We start from the raw sequence: 15,776 nt of genomic DNA, 5'->3' as shown, positions 1-15,776 counted from the left end.
AGTAGATTAATCTCATCCAGGCCAAAACCTTTAACTCAAAGAATTAGTAGTGCGGGGATGGAAAATAGCCAGGGCCGAGGTATAGCCATGCAAAAAAGTTTCTTGACCAATGGGGCCAATTTCTCCAAAGCAGAAAAAGCCACTCACCGGAATGTTAGGTAAGAATTTATCAACCATATTGGCATCAAAATCCGGTTCACCGTAAAGATTAACGCCGCGCCCTAAACAAGAAAACATCATCGTTCCCTCTGGGGGTGGGCCGGGATAGGAGTGGCAATAGGTTTCTAACCAGGCCTGGAGATCTGCCGCCGAGGCCGCTGCATCCCGGAGATGAAATTGAATTCGTTGCCCCACCCGCACCCGATCGCCTAAGGCCAAAGCTCCCGTTTGTGGATCAATCCCAATCAAATTCCGAATCAAAAAATCCCCAGGCCCGAGATTAGGTTTGAATTCATTATGCACCAGGCCAATAAATAGAGCACTGCGGGCTAATTCACGATCCGCTTCGGGGAGCCTTGCCACCAAATTTTCCAACATATCTAAGGGTGGGGCTACCTTGGCCTGGTCATCTTCAAGGGTGAGGATAATGTTCTTTTCCCCAGAGGCGATCCGATAGAGGGGGCCAATGGGGCGGCATCCCTGGGCAACAATTGGATCAATGCGAATATTACCAGTCAAGGCTAACCCCACTGTTCCTTCCCGTTGCACCTTTGTTTGGTAAAACAGCCCCGTCCGGCCCCACCCCTGATTGCTGCCCGTAATTCCGCCAACTTTCACGGCTTGGGGGTAAGCGTAATCCAAGCCCCGTAACAGGTCATTAATTCGGGCACTACTGGTATCAGCCAAGAGTAAAAATTCCGGCTGTTGCTCTGGGTCAACCCCAATCAGTCTCCACCAGGCCTGGGGGGAATCATCGGGGTCTGGGAGGTCATCGGCCACCAAGGTAAAGGGCTTAATCTTTACATCGGGTAAATGGGCCAAGGTGAGGGAAAGGCCGGCTGTTTCTTCCACCTCTTGGGGTTGATCGCGGTAATTGCGCCCGATCACGCCACCCCCCCCGCAACCAATCAAAACCGGCAAATGTAACTTGGTTTGCAATAGGGGAATGACCCGAGAAAACTCACTGGCAAAGGCCTGGGAAATAAAGACAATTCCTAAGTCTGGTTGGAGATTACCCAATCGCTCGCGGGCCTGGTCGGTGACTTCCTTAACCGCTTGTTCTAAGGAAAAATGTGTTGAGAGTGCGGTGGCCCATTTCATCGTCGTTAGTACCCCCTAGGCGCGCTTGGTTGAAGCTGGGACTAATCTCTATTCTCGGTTAATTTCACCATCTCGCCGCCCCAATTCATAAACTCCGCCGCCAATGGTAGCCATAATTCCCAAACTGACAGACCAACTTAGGCCTAAGGAAACTGTAATTCCATAAAATAGCCCCACCCCCAACAAAACAAAGGGCAAAACCCCTGTCATTGCGGCCCAAAACTCGGCCTGAGATGATTTTGCTTTGCCCAACCAGGTTTCCAGACGCTCAATAATCTTTTGTCCGATGGGGTAAAATCCTAAGTACAGCGCAATCGCCCACAGACCTGAGCCTGCTATCCCCAACGCCGCCCCATGCCAGGCCTCTGATATGGTCATGTGTTACACCCTTGTCGTAGTCCTTAACTAATAGTAACAATCTCTGGAGGGAGTCTTAACTTGTCACAGGGACTTGTTGACCAATCAGAGTCGAAATCCTGGGGAAAGGACTAGCTGGGTCAATGATGCTGATGTAATTAGCTGATGGGCGGTCTGGCCTAGTCAATGGAAATGGATTGGGGCCCCGAAGCTGAGTTTTTGGGGGTGCTGCTAGGGGTACTGGTGGAGGTTGCCCCTTGTTTGGCTAACCATTGGCTGACGGGTTCCTCGGACAAGCTCAGACCTAATAGTCCCGAAACAAAGCCGCCGAGAAAGGCAACTGGTTTTTGAGTCAGTTCTTGGGCCAGGGGAGACAGTTCAGTCACAAACATGGGCTTGCTTTCCGCACATAAGGTCACTTCATCATTGTTATCCTAACTTGCAACTCCGAGTTTGGTGATCCAAAAAGCAGTTTCCTGGGGGAAATTGAGCTATGAAACGTATGGGATCATAACGACAATTTTGGGATGTGAGGCAACTATGGAGCGGTGGATTTCCCTGTTGGGCCTGGGGGTGTTTGTTGGGTTTGCCTATTTAATTTCCACAAATCGGCAAGAAGTGCGTTGGCGAACCTTGGCTTGGGGCCTGGCCTTGCAGTTACTCCTGGGTTTGGTGATTTTGCGCTTGCCCTTAGGGTTAAAACTCTTTCAGGGCCTGGGGAGTGCGGTGGGGTGGTTCTTAAGTTTTTCGGATGCCGGGGCAGAATTTGTCTTTGGAGAAACCTATACGGATCATTTAATTGCCTTTAAGGTGATGCCAACGATTATTTTCTTTTCGTCATTTATTGCCATTCTCTACTACTATGGGGTTTTACAGTGGGTGATTGCCCGCCTGGCAACGCTGATGATCCGCACCATGAAAACTTCGGGGGGAGAATCCTTAGTCTGTGCGGCCAATATCTTTGTCGGGCAAACCGAAGCTCCTCTCTTAGTTAAACCGTTTCTCAAGGACATGACTTCCTCTGAACTCCATGCTGTTATGACTTCCGGATTTGCCACGATTGCGGGCGGGGTGATGGCAGCCTATATTGCCTTTGGGATTCCCCCAGAACATTTAATTGCCGCCTCGGTGATGTCTGCCCCAGCGGCCCTGGCCATTTCTAAGCTGATGTACCCTGAAACGGAAATCGCAGTCACAGCAGGTGATCACATCAAGACCAAAATTGAACAGCCCTATACCAATGCCATTGATGCCGCTACCGTGGGGGCTTTGGATGGGATGAAGTTAGTTTTGAATGTGGTGGCGATGTTAATTGCGTTTTTGGCCTTGGTGGCGGCGGTGAATGGGATTTTAGGAGTCTTGGGGCCAATGGTAAACTTACCGCAACTATCCCTAGAGTGGATTTTTTCCTTGGTGTTTGCGCCCGTGGCCTGGTTGATGGGGGTTTCCTGGGCTGATGTCGGGCAAGTGGCAATTTTATTAGGGAAAAAGACTGTTTTAACCGAATTTATCGCCTATTTGGATCTCCGCACCCTGATGGAGAACACCGCTAAAGTGACGGCTAACCAGGCCCCACCCAATGCCTTACCGACCCTCACAGAACGCTCCCAAATCATTGCCACCTATGCCCTCTGTGGGTTTTCCAATATTGCCTCAGTGGGGATTCAAATTGGGGGGATTGGCGCGCTGGCCCCAGAACGGCAACATGATTTAGCCCGTTTAGGAGTCAGAGCGTTGGTGGCGGGTTCCTTGGCCTGTTTTATGACCGCTTGTATTGCCGGACTTTTGATCTAGATTGAGATGGCCATTGCCAGTTTTCGAGACACCAAGGCATTAGGTTTTACAGACTGTCAACCCGGGCGGGGAGAGTAACCCTAACGCAGAAGTTCACTCCCCAATAAATTGTGTAAGGTTGTTTCCATTTCCGTTGCTGAGGTTGTGGCAGTCCCAAATTGGCGGACAACAATACTGGCGGCTAAATTTCCCAAGATCGAAGCTTCCAGAAAACTGCCTCCCGCAACTAAGGCCAGGGTTAAGGCTGCAACAACCGTATCTCCAGCCCCCGTGACATCAAACACATCGGTGCGATTAAAGGCCGGAATATGCTCGGGTTCCCCATCTCGACTAAACAAACTCATCCCATCTTCACCGCGGGTAATTAAAATTCGTTGGGCTTGGGTAAGTTCTAATAAATCCCGACCGGCCTGGAGAACATCAGCGGAGGTCTTGATCCGATAGCCAACGGCAGCTTCTGCTTCTGGCAAATTAGGGGTAAATAAGTGGGCCTTTTGATAGCGGGCTAATCCCTGTTGGGCATCGACAATGGCATAGTGATGGGCCAGGGCAGCTTGAATCACGGGCGCGGAAAATACTCCATCCCCATAGTCGGAACAAATGACCGCATCGACGGTTTCTAAATGAGCTTTGATGTACTCTGCCATCTGGGCCTGGAGGTGGGTGGGTGGCCAGGCATCAGATTTGCGATCAATTCGGACAATTTGTTGAGTGACGGATTGGCGGGCATGGCCAGAGATGCGGGTTTTGGTCACGGTCGGTCGGTCAGGATCCGTAAAAATACCACTGGTGTCAATGCCAACAGCCTCAAAAATTCGCTTCAGAGCCACCCCTTGACTGTCATCTCCCACCAGACCCACCGCTTTCACCTTTGCGCCCAACTTCGCCACGTTATAGACTGCATTGGCTCCTCCCCCGGGGACTTGACGAGTAGATTCATGGCGCAAAATTAAGACAGGGGCTTCTCGGGAAAGGCGTTCAACTTCTCCGGTGAGAAACTCATCAACCGTTAAATCTCCTACCACTAAAATATTGGCCTGTTGATATTGGCCCATGAGGTCTTGGAGACGCGGCCGGGTTTGCTCAAGTTGATCATGGAAGGAGAAGGTCATGGGATGGCTACAGAGGGAATTAGGATATAGGAACGATTGAAGGGCTACAGTCAAATCTGCCATCCTATCTTAGGGCCTGGACTTGAATCCCTTATACCTGAAGAGTCTTTAATTCTAGGGAACTGGTCTGTGATCTAGACAGGATTAACGATCTACGGGAGGTGTAATAGTCATGGTGAATCTTGATCTTCCCCTCTGGTTAACATCCCCTTGGGTAGTTGGCCTGGTTTTGAATTCCCTGTTAGCAGTTCTCGCCATTCTAATCCCCAAGAAATTATTAACTCCAGCGGGTTTGGCTCATGCTTGGGGTCTGGGGGTGTTGGTTTGGGGGACATTGGGCTGGCGGGGCTATGTCATTGTCCTGTTTTACTTTTTGGTCGGTTCAGCCGTTACAAAAGTTGGCCTGGAACAAAAGCAAGCCAAGGGAATTGCCGAAAAGCGCGATGGGGCCAGGGGGCCGGAAAACGTTTGGGGATCAGCCTTGACGGGGGCTATTTGTGGGCTTTTAACTGTGATTACGCCTGAAACATGGCTACCTTACCTAACCCTGGCTTATGTGGCTAGTTTTAGTACAAAATTGTCAGACACAACCTCCAGCGAAATTGGTAAAGCCTATGGTAAGCGGACATTCTTAATTACCACTTTTCAACCCGTTCCCCCCGGTACTGAGGGTGCAGTTAGTTTAGAGGGAACTTTAGCAGGCCTGGGGGCAGCATGGTTGATTTCATTCCTCGGATCGGGCCTGGGCCTGGTGAGTTGGTGGGGTGTTGGCCTATGTGTTTTGGCGGCTTTAATTGCCAACTATGTTGAGAGCCTCATTGGGGCTAAGTGGCAGGAGAACTATGCTTGGTTGACCAATGAAGTTGTGAATGGGATTAATACGACTGTGGGCGCGATGTTGGCAGTTGCAGGGGGCCTGGTGATTAAATTTTGGAGTTAAACTGCCAAGAATTTCTGGATCACATCATTACTCAGTTCGCTGGTTGGCCCTTGAGAGACAATCCCCCCTTTTTGCATCGCATAGTACCAGTCGGCCTGGCGGACAAAATGTAAATGCTGCTCCACGAGTAATACCGAAATGCCTGTTTCTCGAACAATGCGTTTCACCGCGGCTTCAATTTCTAGAATGATTGAGGGTTGAATTCCTTCCGTTGGCTCATCCAAAACCAGAAGGCGGGGTTTCCCCATTAAAGCCCGAGCAATGGCTAACTGCTGTTGTTGCCCTCCACTCAAATCTCCACCCATTCGATTCAGCATGGTCTTCAAGACTGGAAACAATTCATAAATTTCATCAGGGACTTTAGCATTGGGTTTGACACCGCCTTTGGTTGCTTCCAGGCCCAGTAATAAGTTCTCTCCCACTGTCAACCGGGGAATAATTTCTCGGCCTTGGGGAACATAACCAATCCCGGCGCGGGCCCGTTGATCTGAGGCTAAGCCCTTAATTGATTTTCCTTGAAAGGCAATGTCACCGCTACGGGGTTTGAGCAGGCCCATAATCGTCTTCAGCAGGGTTGTTTTGCCCACTCCATTACGCCCAATCAGACACACCATCTTCCCTGGAGCTACCCCCATGTCCACATCCCGGAGAATATGACTCTCACCATAATAGACATTAAGTCCATCCACTTTTAAGGTGGGTTGACCATTATCATCTAAATACTGGATCTTCGAGTTGTCTTGAGAAATCATGAGTATTACCTTAAAGAAACAAGACTGGAAGCAGATTGAAGTTGAGAAGAAAGCAAGGAAAGTTGCTCATAAGTAGTTGATTGATTCTGCTCTTTACACTTGATATAGTTCATAACCGATGTGGCGACATAATGGGCAAGGTTTACAGGAACAGCATTGCCAATCATTTGCTCAATATCAGTCTTTGTACCGGCAAATAAAAAATCAATGGGAAAAGTTTGAATTGTGGCACGTTCTCTTGTCGTCAAAGGGCGCACTCTCTCAATTGAATTACAAGCATCAGCAGGATGAATTTGATAGTTTTTGGGAATCGGACGATTTACTCCACGAATTGTGGCACTTGGCTCATCAATGCTATATATTGCTCTACGAGAATAGTTTCTAGGGTGTCTATAATAATATTCTATATCTAAGTTTATAGCTAACTCTTTTTCAAAATATTGACGTACTGTTAGAGGAGTTAGACTTAGATTTTGTTCTAAGGAATTACTCATAAAATTATCATAAGCACCTAAATCACCTATCAAAAAGAGTCTTTTGCGATTTTGTGGAACATGGCAGAAAGTAGCATTTAATATGACTTCAGTTAAACCATATCCAGTTTTCTTGAGTAAATCTTTTGCAACTTTATATTTCTTACTTTTTAAGATGCGATCCACATTCTCCATGACAAACAATCGTGGCCGAATATAAGAAACAATTTTTGCAAATGCTATTGTTAAATCTGCCCTCCCTAATTCTTCATTTCTTTTTCCAGCATGGGAGAAATCTTGACAAGGTGGTCCACCAATGATGATCTGAGCATCGAAACTCTTAAATTTGTGGAAATCAAGTAGAGGATCGCCTAAATCAACATTAAATATTGGGTGATCAAAGTTTTGTTGATAAACGTTAATCGCTGGAAGCCAATAGTCATATGCCGCAACTAATTCATAACCAGCAGATTGAAATCCAAAGGACATCCCACCGCAGCCGGAAAATAAGTCAATTACCCTATAGCTTTGCTTGAGAAACATAGATCGCCCTCAAAATAGCCCAGGTGTATTGACGATAATGGCATCGAACCTGCGTTCAGGACTTAAAAGATTTTGCCCACCATTTAAGATTATATTTTTAATTTCGGATTTCTTGATCCGTGGCTGAGTTAGTTCCGGACTGGATAAGAATGAGTGAGTTACACGTCCGCTAGCCGCAAAAGCTTTATCGTTCTTGGTGTCATACGTTAGCATATCAATAACTTGAGCTATATTAATTTGCCCATTAGTTATAAAGTCATAAAGCATCTTAATTAACCAAATTATTGTACGGGCTGATCTTGATACGTTTTGAATTCTTCTTGATGTATTCATTTGATTGAGCGGCAACAAGATTAGTGCCAAATCTGACCAAACAAAAGTATCAAGACAGTTATCATGTAATGTTGATGATTTTCCTACAGTCTTCCAAACTGGTTGGATCACTAGCGGCTGTTGAGTGTATGTCCTTTCTTTTTGACTCAGCAAACAAGATATAACGTCAATCATACCTTGCTTAAAATGACTAAGGTGAATCAGTATTTCATTCTTATCTTGCCAATTCTGTATTGGACTACAAATTGGGCTTAGTAACTTAGAAAATACCTGAACTAATCCAGAGTTATAAATATAATTAGCTATACTTAGTGCTACAAAAGCGATAGTGCTCGGTCGTACTACGATTTCACAACTAAACTCACTATCACTTAAACTACAAGTTGTATTGTCAGGTAATGCCGTAAGCTTAATTTCAAAGCACCTGAATTGATGCTTAGTTATCTTATTGCTCAAAACAACATCAGCAGAGTAATAAATTCCGTGAACTAAATTTTGATATGGTGAGTATACTGTTTCAAAACCAAAGAACAAGTCCGAGGAATTTGAAGTAATACCAAATAATTGAGATACAGATACCTTTCCATGCTTAACATTCAGTTTCTTATCAATAGAAATGTAGACAGGAGAAATATTCATGTGACTCATATAACAGCAGAGAGCTATAGGAAATGAGCTATTAAAGCAATTTTTTCCCCAATTCTCCTGGTCTGCAAAGTTTCGATTTGAGTGGACGATGCCAAATAATCCAGGTTGTGTCATGAGTTGAATAATACTTGATATTAATCTTCTTGTTTGCCGAGATAGACCTCAATCACCTGGGGATCACTCTGGACTTGATCCATATTGCCTTCAAATAAAACCGATCCCTGATGTAGAACCGTGACCTGTTTGGCAATCTGGCGGACAAACTCCATATCATGTTCAATCACAATTATCGAGTGGCTTTCGGCGAGAGCTAAGAGCAAATCTCCAACTTTTTCCGTTTCTTCGTCCGTTAAACCAGCGACAGGTTCATCCACCAGCAATAAATCGGGTGACTGAGCAACTAACATCCCAATTTCAAGACGTTGTTTTTCCCCGTGAGAGAGCAATTCAGCGGGCATATCGGCTTTATGATCCAGGCCAATGGTTTCCAGTAATCCGCCCACAGTCCGCCGTTCAGGTTGGGTCGTCTGACCAAAAAGGGAGCCAAAAACATTTTTCTGGCGAATACAGGAGAGTTCTAGATTTTCCCGTGGGGTTAACTTCAGAAAAACCCGTGGAGTTTGAAATTTCCGCCCAATCCCCATCCGAGCAATGTCATGTTCAGCATAGGGACGTAAATCCTTACCCTTAAAGGTGACAATGCCTTCTGTGGGTTTAGTTTTGCCCGTAATGCAGTCCATGAACGTAGTTTTACCGGCACCGTTCGGGCCAATCACAACCCGCAACTCCCCTTCATTCATGGTGAAGTTAAGGTTATTGATCGCCTTAAAGCCGTCAAAACTAACGGTCAGATTGCTGATGCTCAATAGTTTCCCGCTCATATTCCACCTCTGGATCTAGCTCAAGACTGGGATAGGTTTCGATGGGTTGTGGTCCAAAGCGTCCCTGAATGAATTTCCAACCTGTTGTTCGGAACCAGCCTAAAATCCCCATTGGTAAGACCGTAACCACAATCAGGAATAAAGCTCCTTGGAAAAACAGCCAAAAAGCTGGAAACTGTTCACTTAAGAGGGTTTTGGCAAAGTTGACAATCAGGGTTCCGAGGACTGCCCCAATCAAAGTCCCCCGCCCCCCAACCGCAACCCAAATCACCATTTCAATGGAGAAAGCGACACTCATGGAGGAACTCGGGGTAATGATCCCAGACTGAACCGTAAACAAGGCCCCCGCAATCCCAGCCAAGATTGCCGAAATTGCAAATACAAACACCTTATAGCCGGTGGGGTTATAGCCAGAAAATCGCACCCGAGTTTCATCGTCCCGAATCGCCACTAACATCCGCCCCATGCGCCCACTGGTTAACCACCGACAGAGGACATAGCCAACAATGACAAAGAGAATACTAAGGGCATAAAACGTAGTTTGAACGGGGGGAGAGCCGACTAAGACTCCAAAAATTGTGGCTGTATCGGTTTTCAGGCCATTGGTACCATTAATGAGCTTTTGTTGCCCGTTAAAGAAGTTAAAAAAGACAATTAAGGCGGCCTGGGTCAGAATCGAAAAATAAACCCCTTTAATCCGATTGCGGAAAATCAAATAGCCGAATGCTGCGGCAACCAGGCCTGGGATGACGACAATGGCCGCTAATGTAAAGGGAAAGGAATAAAACGGCTCCCAAAACCAGGGCAGTTTGTCCACCCCATAGAGGGTAAAAAATTCCGGGATCGGGACTTCTGTCTGGCCGGGTAATGGCTGCAACTGTAAGTACATGGCCAAGGCATAGCCACCCAAGGCAAAAAACAAACCATGGCCCAGACTGAGTAACCCCGTATAACCCCAAATTAAGTCAATCCCCAAAGCCGCAATAGCCAAAGCCAGAAATCGCCCCAACTGGTTGACCCGTACCCCCTGACCGGCCTGGGCAAAAATCCAAGGCATGACAAAGAGCAAGATCAGGGCAATCACGGCGACAACAATCGCTTCTGTAATCAGTTGCTTTTTGCGACTGCGGGGTGACTTTGGGAGGGCTGGGGCAGCAAGTGTTGGAGTCATACGCTATTCCTAAGCATCCACCGTGCGGCCTTTTTGGGGGAATAAACCCGCCGGCCGGAATTGGAGAAAAACAATAATTAAGGCAAAGACAACCACCTTGGCCATACTGGCTGTCGCAAAAAATTCAAGTACGGCTTTGATTTGCTCATTGAACCCAATCAAGGGCGAAAGGGCATTGGAGCCGATCACATAACTCAGGGTGCCGATAGTCCCAGCCGCGACAATACTGCCGACTAATTTACCGACCCCACCCACGACCACCACCATGAACGTATCCACAATGTAGGCTTGGCCAGTATTGGAACTTACAGAGCCTAAAAGAGCAACCGCGCAACCAGCAATCCCTGCCAGGCCTGAGCCAAGCGCAAAGGTAATTGCATCTACTTTTTGGGTTGGAATCCCTAAGCAGGCACTCATGGCACGATTTTGGGTCACAGCGCGAATCCGTAAGCCCCAGGCCGTCTGATTTAAGAACCAGTAAACCGCAATCAAGCAAAGAATGGTCAAGACAATGATAAAGAGACGAGTATAGGGTAGCTGGTAGGTGTCAATCACTAATCCCCCCCGTAACCATTGCGGTGCGGTAACATCCACCCCTTGGGTACCAAACCAGGGTTTTGTAAAAGCGAGCTTATAGGCATTGCCCAAGACATTGGAGACCACCAGGGCAATAATGGCCGACAGTGGGAGCATGATGCCGATAAACCAGTTGCGGACGCGGTCAAAGTCAGTTTTCCAGGCCAGGAGCGATTGCGCGCCAAAATAGAGCAAGCAAAAAATCCCCAGGCCGGTCACAAATTGCCAACTGACACTGCGGACAAACTGTTGGAGAATCAGACTCACCCCCCAAGTGGCTAAGAGGGTTTCTAGGGGCCGGCCATAGAGAAATCGCACCACAGTCCGTTCCAAAAGCAAGCCGACTAAAGCGGTGACCAGGAAGGCAGCAATTAGAGCCAAAAAGATATAAGCGGGAGCTAAGGGTGTGGCTTTGAGAATGTTTTGGGTCACAAATGTCGTGTAGGCCCCTAACATCATCAATTCACCGTGGGCCATGTTGATCACTCCCATCAGGCCAAAAACAATGGCCAGGCCCAGGGCAGAGAGGAGCAAAACAGAACCAATACTTAAGCCACCGAAAACCGCCTCTAAAAGCTGTGTCAAGGTACGTTCTCCTTCTCCAGGCAAAAACTGATTACATTGCCCTTAATTTGATACAAAAACTGGGGTACAGTCTAAATCCAATCAGAACTTAAATCTGTAACCCCAGATGCTAAATTACAAGCTACTTAAGGGCAGGGGAGCCATTAGCTCATTTTGAACTTGCCACCTTTAGCTGGATCAGACCAGTCACAGGCAAAGCCCTTGGTTTCTGGGACAAATTGGTTCCAGGGCAGGGGAGCAACCGGCCCATCAGTGGAATAGACAATTTCAAACAGTCCATCATCCCGAACTTTGCCAATCCGCACCCATTTCGAGAGGTGATGATTGTTTTCCATCGTGACGTTGCCTTCTGGAGCATCGAAGGTTTGCCCAAGGGCCGCCATCCGGACTTTATTGAGATCGTCAGCAGTACCAGCTTTCTCAACGGCCTGTTTCCAAATATTGACGGCAATATAGCCCGCTTCCATTGGATCGTTGACGACCCGATCTTCCCCATACATTTTCTTGAAGTTGGCCACAAAGACCTTGTTGGCGGGGGTATCCACGGTTTGGAAATAGTTCCAGGCGGCAAAGTGCCCTTTCAAATATTCCACCCCAATGGCCTGGACTTCTTCTTCAGCGATACTGACGGACATAGAGGGGTATTTATCTGGCCCCATCCCAGCCCCTTGCAATTGTTTGAAGAAGGCCACGTTGCTATCTCCGTTTAAGCTGTTGTAGATAATCCCACCATCGGGCATCGCCGCCTTGATTTTAGAAATAATCGGGGTGACTTCTGTCCCGCCTAAGGGGATGTAGTCTTCACCCACGACCTTGCCCCCTTTAGCAGCCAACTGGGCCTTGATGATCGTGTTGGCGGTGCGGGGGAACACATAGTCAGACCCCACCAGGAAGAAGGGTTTGCCGGGATATTGCTCCATTAACCACGTCACCGAGGGTTCAATCTGTTGGTTCGGAGCCGCACCAGTGTAGAAAATGTTTTTCGAGCATTCTTGCCCTTCGTACTGGACGGGATACCAAAGCATATGATCTTCGGCTTCAAAGGTAGGCAATACGGCTTTACGGCTGGCAGAAGTCCAACAGCCAAAAACGGCCACCACTTTATCCTGTTGGATCAGTTTCTTGGCTTTTTCGTTAAAGGTTGGCCAGTCAGAGGCCCCATCTTCTTGGATCGCTTCGATTTGCTTGCCGAGGACACCACCTGCGTCATTAATTTCTTTGATTGCCATCATCGTGGAATCAACAACGCTTTTTTCACTGATGGCCATCGTGCCGCTGAGGGAGTGCAGAATCCCAACCTTAATGGTTTCGCCACCGGCTGCTGGGCTAGGAGAACCCTCCGTTGTGGTTGTTGTTTCGCCGCCACAGGCCTTGAGGAGAATACTCCCGGCCGCCACGGAACCAAATACGATAAAGTCACGCCGCCGAATGCCCCTGGTCATGTAGTTAATCTCCCAAATTCACACATAGAATTCATACATACAGATGTTGGCCAGCTTTATTCAAACTGGAGAATATTGGCCACAGCTAAGTGATAGTAGTGCGATGACTGGACTGGGAATTGTATCTGAATATACATTTTCTCCCTTGTTCGCTTTTCTTTTAGATTGTGCTTTGTAGTCTTGGCTACATCTAAGTCACTCCCGCACCCAGGCCAGGAGGTAGCAACCACTAGATCCGCCACTCTTCTTCAAAGGATGCCTTAGCCCAAATTTCCCAGTTTTGGCCCTAATCCCCACAACCAGGCCCAGGCCCGTTCCAACCACAGAAAGAGACGATCCAGCCACAACCAAATTATTTCCAGGCCTTGGGGTTCATAGCCTAAAAAGGTTGAGTCAATGTCAAGGGTGAATGGATGAGTGGCGGTTAGACCTGGGGATTGCTTGGAGTTGGCTAGGTCTGGTGTATGCAAGCCGGATAAGGGACTGATCAATTGGGTTGGATTTTGGCCAATAGCCCTGACTGGAGCTTCTGGAATGATCAGGGATTGGGCTTCAGGAGGCGGAGTAGGCCAACCCAATAACCAGGCCTGGAGTTGGCTCCATAAACCCGTAAGTGTGCTCGCCAGGCCAGCCGGTAATGATAAGTTTTGCGAGCTGGGTCGGAGTTGCTTGCCTGGAGATGGGTTCAGGGATAAATCTGGTGTTGCCGTTAAGCCCCAGCGCGCTAAAGACTGGCCAGTGAGATGCTGCCATTGCCGGAGTTGATAGTAATATCCAGCCAGTTCCCAGAGAATCCGCTCGGTCAGTTGCTTTTGTTGCGCCCCAGTGAGAATGTCAAAAATCTGATTATTTGCCCCCACCAAGACTAAATGCCGATTTGTTAGTTGACAGGCAATACCTTGAATTTGAATGGTTTGAGGCTCTAATCCAGCTGTTGATGGACGCGCTAATTTTTCTAGGGCTGCGGAGTCGCGGGGTTGCAGTGCGGCCGAATGGGGTTCCAGGGCTGTTTTAATCGTTCGAGTTAGGGCCTGGAAGGAATCGCTAATCTGATCTCGTTTTTGCCAGAATGTCTGAGTTGTTTGGGCAAGTTGCAGGGTTGTAGTTTTGAGCCACCCCCAGGCCAGGTGAGACGCAGGAGGAGTGATTGTCCCCGATTTTGCAGTGGGAGTCAAATCTAAGGGGGCGGTTAAGGGTTCTAAGGCCGCAGAAGTTTCCAGATTGCTTTGAGGAATAGGGAGTTCAGGACGTTGGCTTTGAAATTTTGCTCCCAACCATTGCCACCAGGCCTGAATCGGGGTCATCAGTTTGCTTTGGGGGCGATCAGGAGATGGTTCTCTGGAATGGGCCGGTTCTAGGGCGAGGGGAGCGGGAATAACTGGTAATTGCCGGGGTTGTTTGGGAGTCCACCAGACCTTTAACGACTTCCAACCCATGATCCCCAAAGCAGTGAGACGAGTCCAGTCCGGCTGAAAAATTGGTTTGGATGGAGGCTGGGGAGGATGGAGAATCAACTGGGGAGCCGTTGCCCCATCAGCGTGAGTCAGAGTTAAACCTGGACTATCCAGAGATTGCAGCAGATTGACAATCGGGGTATCACTGGCGGGTGGCGGGGGCGGTTCGGCTTGGGCCTGGAGGGTTTGCCATTGCTGTTTAAGGCCCTGTTTGAGGCCCCTGGGTAACCACTGGTTTAATTGAACGAGACGATAGAGAGGATAAACCCAGGCCTGGACTGTCCACTTGAGAGAGTTTTGCCAGCGGCGGTGTTGAATTTGCCAATGATGTTGCCAGCGGTGAACTTGAACCCGCCAAAACCGGAGGAACCGACTTTGATAGACAACGGTCATAAGCAGCCACAGGGGAATGTGTGTTCCTATGGTAGCGAACCCCAGGCCCCGCTGGAAGAACCTAACTTTTATGATCCTGAAGTGGTTACTTATGCAGGATTATCCCGTAAACTTGGCTAAGACTTTTGACCCGCCCAACCCATACCCTAAGTTTGCTGCCATTGTTCTAAGCCACAGTCCTTGTCTTGTGTAGGAGTCTTATGCGTCGCCGTCAGTTTTTTCACTATGTCCAAGGGGGTGCAATTGCCAGCTTAGGGGTTGCTTGGTCGGCCCAGGCCCAGTCTGGTGGCTCTTTGGGGGTGCAGTGGTTTGGCCATACCTGTTTTCTGTTTACGGGCAGTGGGCAGCGAATTCTCAGTAACCCGTTTCAACCCCGTGGCTGTACCAAAAACCTACCCGCCCCAAAAGTCGCTAGTAATATTGTCATGATTAGCAGTCGGCTCTTGGATGAAGGCTTTGTGGAAGGCTTACCCGGCCGGCCAAAATTGCTCTTTGAACCCGGCTCCTACAATGTCAATGGGATTAAATTTCAAGGCGTTCGGACTAATCATGATCGAGTCGGGGGCTATCGGTTTGGCACCAATGTGGCCTGGGCCTGGACGCAGGGGGGAATTAAAATCCTCCAACTGGGCGGAATTGCTGCACCCATTACCTTAGAGCAAAGAATCCTCATGGGTAAACCCGATTTACTGATTATTCCCGTTGGCGGTAGTGAAAAAGCCTACACCCCAGAAGAAGCCAAAGCTGCGATCAATTTTCTTGAACCCCGGATTGTGATTCCTAGCCATTACTTAACAAAAGGAGCGGATCCGAAGGCCTGTGACCTTAAACCCTTGGAAGCCTTTTTAGAGATCATGGCTGGGACAACCATCCGCCGTGTGGGGGGTAGCAGTATTTCCTTGAGTCCGAGTAGTTTACCCGCAAGCCTAGTGATTAACGTTCTGTCTCTCTAGTTTGCTCAACTGAAATGATTTTTAACACTATCAATCACGGTAACAAGGTCAACTCCCCAGGCCCGATGACGAGTTGTTGAAGAATCTCGTTACAATAATTTGCGCGACG

The 15,776-nt window shown here is 48.1% G+C and carries 15 protein-coding genes; 3 read left to right on the top strand and 12 right to left on the bottom strand.

The genetic code is table 11. The annotated features are described in order from the left end of the window. Positions 1 to 30 precede the first annotated feature (30 nt). The 3 genes from RIF25_RS07925 to RIF25_RS07915 form a co-directional block, all read right to left on the bottom strand. A complete protein-coding gene (locus tag RIF25_RS07925; protein ID WP_322878013.1) occupies positions 31 to 1,260 on the bottom strand; it encodes an FIST signal transduction protein in 1,230 nt (409 codons plus the stop codon). A gap of 48 nt (positions 1,261 to 1,308) precedes the next feature. Beyond that, positions 1,309 to 1,638 carry a hypothetical protein gene (locus RIF25_RS07920; RefSeq protein WP_322878012.1) on the bottom strand — a complete coding sequence of 110 codons (330 nt, stop codon included), beginning with the start codon at positions 1,636 to 1,638 and terminating at the stop codon, positions 1,309 to 1,311. Between the two features lie 158 nt (positions 1,639 to 1,796). Further along, the gene (locus RIF25_RS07915; RefSeq protein ID WP_322878011.1) at positions 1,797 to 2,009 is read right to left on the bottom strand and encodes a hypothetical protein; all 213 of its coding nucleotides are present in this window, start codon (positions 2,007 to 2,009) and stop codon (positions 1,797 to 1,799) included. A 148-nt stretch (positions 2,010 to 2,157) separates the two neighbouring features. On the opposite strand from RIF25_RS07915, the gene RIF25_RS07910 reads away from it, so the two are divergent. Next, positions 2,158 to 3,411 (top strand): NupC/NupG family nucleoside CNT transporter, encoded by a 1,254-nt coding sequence (locus RIF25_RS07910; RefSeq protein ID WP_322878010.1) that lies wholly within the window; start codon positions 2,158 to 2,160, stop codon positions 3,409 to 3,411. A gap of 80 nt (positions 3,412 to 3,491) precedes the next feature. Here RIF25_RS07910 and RIF25_RS07905 read toward each other — a convergent pair whose 3' ends face one another. Then, a complete protein-coding gene (locus tag RIF25_RS07905; RefSeq protein WP_322878009.1) occupies positions 3,492 to 4,523 on the bottom strand; it encodes a bifunctional heptose 7-phosphate kinase/heptose 1-phosphate adenyltransferase in 1,032 nt (343 codons plus the stop codon). 172 nt (positions 4,524 to 4,695) lie between these two features. On the opposite strand from RIF25_RS07905, the gene RIF25_RS07900 reads away from it, so the two are divergent. Continuing rightward, a complete protein-coding gene (locus RIF25_RS07900; protein ID WP_322878008.1) occupies positions 4,696 to 5,463 on the top strand; it encodes a TIGR00297 family protein in 768 nt (255 codons plus the stop codon). Here the strand turns inward: RIF25_RS07900 and urtE are convergent. The 8 genes from urtE to RIF25_RS07860 all read right to left on the bottom strand — a co-directional run bounded on the left by urtE (position 5,460) and on the right by RIF25_RS07860 (position 14,714). Then, positions 5,460 to 6,215, bottom strand: a complete 756-nt coding sequence (gene urtE / locus RIF25_RS07895) for an urea ABC transporter ATP-binding subunit UrtE (protein WP_322878007.1) — start codon at positions 6,213 to 6,215, stop codon at positions 5,460 to 5,462. The two genes, RIF25_RS07900 and urtE, sit on opposite strands and share 4 nt — an antisense overlap. Before the next feature lie 5 nt (positions 6,216 to 6,220). Next, on the bottom strand, positions 6,221 to 7,231 hold the full coding sequence (locus RIF25_RS07890; RefSeq protein ID WP_322878006.1) for a DNA cytosine methyltransferase: 1,011 nt from the start codon (positions 7,229 to 7,231) through the stop codon (positions 6,221 to 6,223). A 9-nt stretch (positions 7,232 to 7,240) separates the two neighbouring features. Continuing rightward, the gene (locus RIF25_RS07885; RefSeq protein ID WP_322878005.1) at positions 7,241 to 8,326 is read right to left on the bottom strand and encodes a HindVP family restriction endonuclease; all 1,086 of its coding nucleotides are present in this window, start codon (positions 8,324 to 8,326) and stop codon (positions 7,241 to 7,243) included. A 20-nt stretch (positions 8,327 to 8,346) separates the two neighbouring features. After that, positions 8,347 to 9,093 (bottom strand): urea ABC transporter ATP-binding protein UrtD, encoded by a 747-nt coding sequence (gene urtD, locus RIF25_RS07880; protein ID WP_322878004.1) that lies wholly within the window; start codon positions 9,091 to 9,093, stop codon positions 8,347 to 8,349. After that, positions 9,053 to 10,264 carry an urea ABC transporter permease subunit UrtC gene (gene urtC, locus RIF25_RS07875; RefSeq protein ID WP_322878003.1) on the bottom strand — a complete coding sequence of 404 codons (1,212 nt, stop codon included), beginning with the start codon at positions 10,262 to 10,264 and terminating at the stop codon, positions 9,053 to 9,055. Before urtC ends, urtD begins: the two co-directional genes overlap by 41 nt. A gap of 9 nt (positions 10,265 to 10,273) precedes the next feature. Continuing rightward, the gene (locus RIF25_RS07870; RefSeq protein ID WP_322878002.1) at positions 10,274 to 11,425 is read right to left on the bottom strand and encodes an ABC transporter permease subunit; all 1,152 of its coding nucleotides are present in this window, start codon (positions 11,423 to 11,425) and stop codon (positions 10,274 to 10,276) included. A gap of 143 nt (positions 11,426 to 11,568) precedes the next feature. Beyond that, positions 11,569 to 12,867 carry an urea ABC transporter substrate-binding protein gene (urtA, locus tag RIF25_RS07865; protein ID WP_322878001.1) on the bottom strand — a complete coding sequence of 433 codons (1,299 nt, stop codon included), beginning with the start codon at positions 12,865 to 12,867 and terminating at the stop codon, positions 11,569 to 11,571. A gap of 260 nt (positions 12,868 to 13,127) precedes the next feature. Beyond that, entirely contained in the window at positions 13,128 to 14,714 is a 1,587-nt protein-coding gene (locus RIF25_RS07860; RefSeq protein WP_322878000.1) for a hypothetical protein, read from the bottom strand. Positions 14,715 to 14,914: 200 nt separating this feature from the next. Here RIF25_RS07860 and RIF25_RS07855 point away from each other — a divergent pair, with 200 nt between their 5' ends. Next, positions 14,915 to 15,667 (top strand): MBL fold metallo-hydrolase, encoded by a 753-nt coding sequence (locus tag RIF25_RS07855; RefSeq protein ID WP_322877999.1) that lies wholly within the window; start codon positions 14,915 to 14,917, stop codon positions 15,665 to 15,667. The last annotated feature ends 109 nt before the right edge of the window (positions 15,668 to 15,776 follow it).

Source organism: Pseudocalidococcus azoricus BACA0444 (assembly GCF_031729055.1).
Taxonomy (GTDB): Bacteria; Cyanobacteriota; Cyanobacteriia; order Thermosynechococcales; family Thermosynechococcaceae; genus Pseudocalidococcus; species Pseudocalidococcus azoricus.
The sequence above is the reverse complement of the archived record's forward strand: the minus strand, read 5'-3'. Positions and strand labels throughout refer to the sequence as shown.

Excerpts from the sequence above, each read along its gene's own strand:
- RIF25_RS07925 (WP_322878013.1), bottom strand. The coding sequence starts at position 1,260 with ATGAAATGGGCCACCGCACTCTCAACACATTTTTCCTTAGAACAAGCG.
- RIF25_RS07920 (WP_322878012.1), bottom strand. The coding sequence starts at position 1,638 with ATGACCATATCAGAGGCCTGGCATGGGGCGGCGTTGGGGATAGCAGGC.
- RIF25_RS07915 (WP_322878011.1), bottom strand. The coding sequence starts at position 2,009 with ATGTTTGTGACTGAACTGTCTCCCCTGGCCCAAGAACTGACTCAAAAA.
- RIF25_RS07910 (WP_322878010.1), top strand. The coding sequence starts at position 2,158 with ATGGAGCGGTGGATTTCCCTGTTGGGCCTGGGGGTGTTTGTTGGGTTT.
- RIF25_RS07905 (WP_322878009.1), bottom strand. The coding sequence starts at position 4,523 with ATGACCTTCTCCTTCCATGATCAACTTGAGCAAACCCGGCCGCGTCTC.
- RIF25_RS07900 (WP_322878008.1), top strand. The coding sequence starts at position 4,696 with ATGGTGAATCTTGATCTTCCCCTCTGGTTAACATCCCCTTGGGTAGTT.
- urtE (WP_322878007.1), bottom strand. The coding sequence starts at position 6,215 with ATGATTTCTCAAGACAACTCGAAGATCCAGTATTTAGATGATAATGGT.
- RIF25_RS07890 (WP_322878006.1), bottom strand. The coding sequence starts at position 7,231 with ATGTTTCTCAAGCAAAGCTATAGGGTAATTGACTTATTTTCCGGCTGC.
- RIF25_RS07885 (WP_322878005.1), bottom strand. The coding sequence starts at position 8,326 with ATGACACAACCTGGATTATTTGGCATCGTCCACTCAAATCGAAACTTT.
- urtD (WP_322878004.1), bottom strand. The coding sequence starts at position 9,093 with ATGAGCGGGAAACTATTGAGCATCAGCAATCTGACCGTTAGTTTTGAC.
- urtC (WP_322878003.1), bottom strand. The coding sequence starts at position 10,264 with ATGACTCCAACACTTGCTGCCCCAGCCCTCCCAAAGTCACCCCGCAGT.
- urtA (WP_322878001.1), bottom strand. The coding sequence starts at position 12,867 with ATGACCAGGGGCATTCGGCGGCGTGACTTTATCGTATTTGGTTCCGTG.
- RIF25_RS07860 (WP_322878000.1), bottom strand. The coding sequence starts at position 14,714 with ATGACCGTTGTCTATCAAAGTCGGTTCCTCCGGTTTTGGCGGGTTCAA.
- RIF25_RS07855 (WP_322877999.1), top strand. The coding sequence starts at position 14,915 with ATGCGTCGCCGTCAGTTTTTTCACTATGTCCAAGGGGGTGCAATTGCC.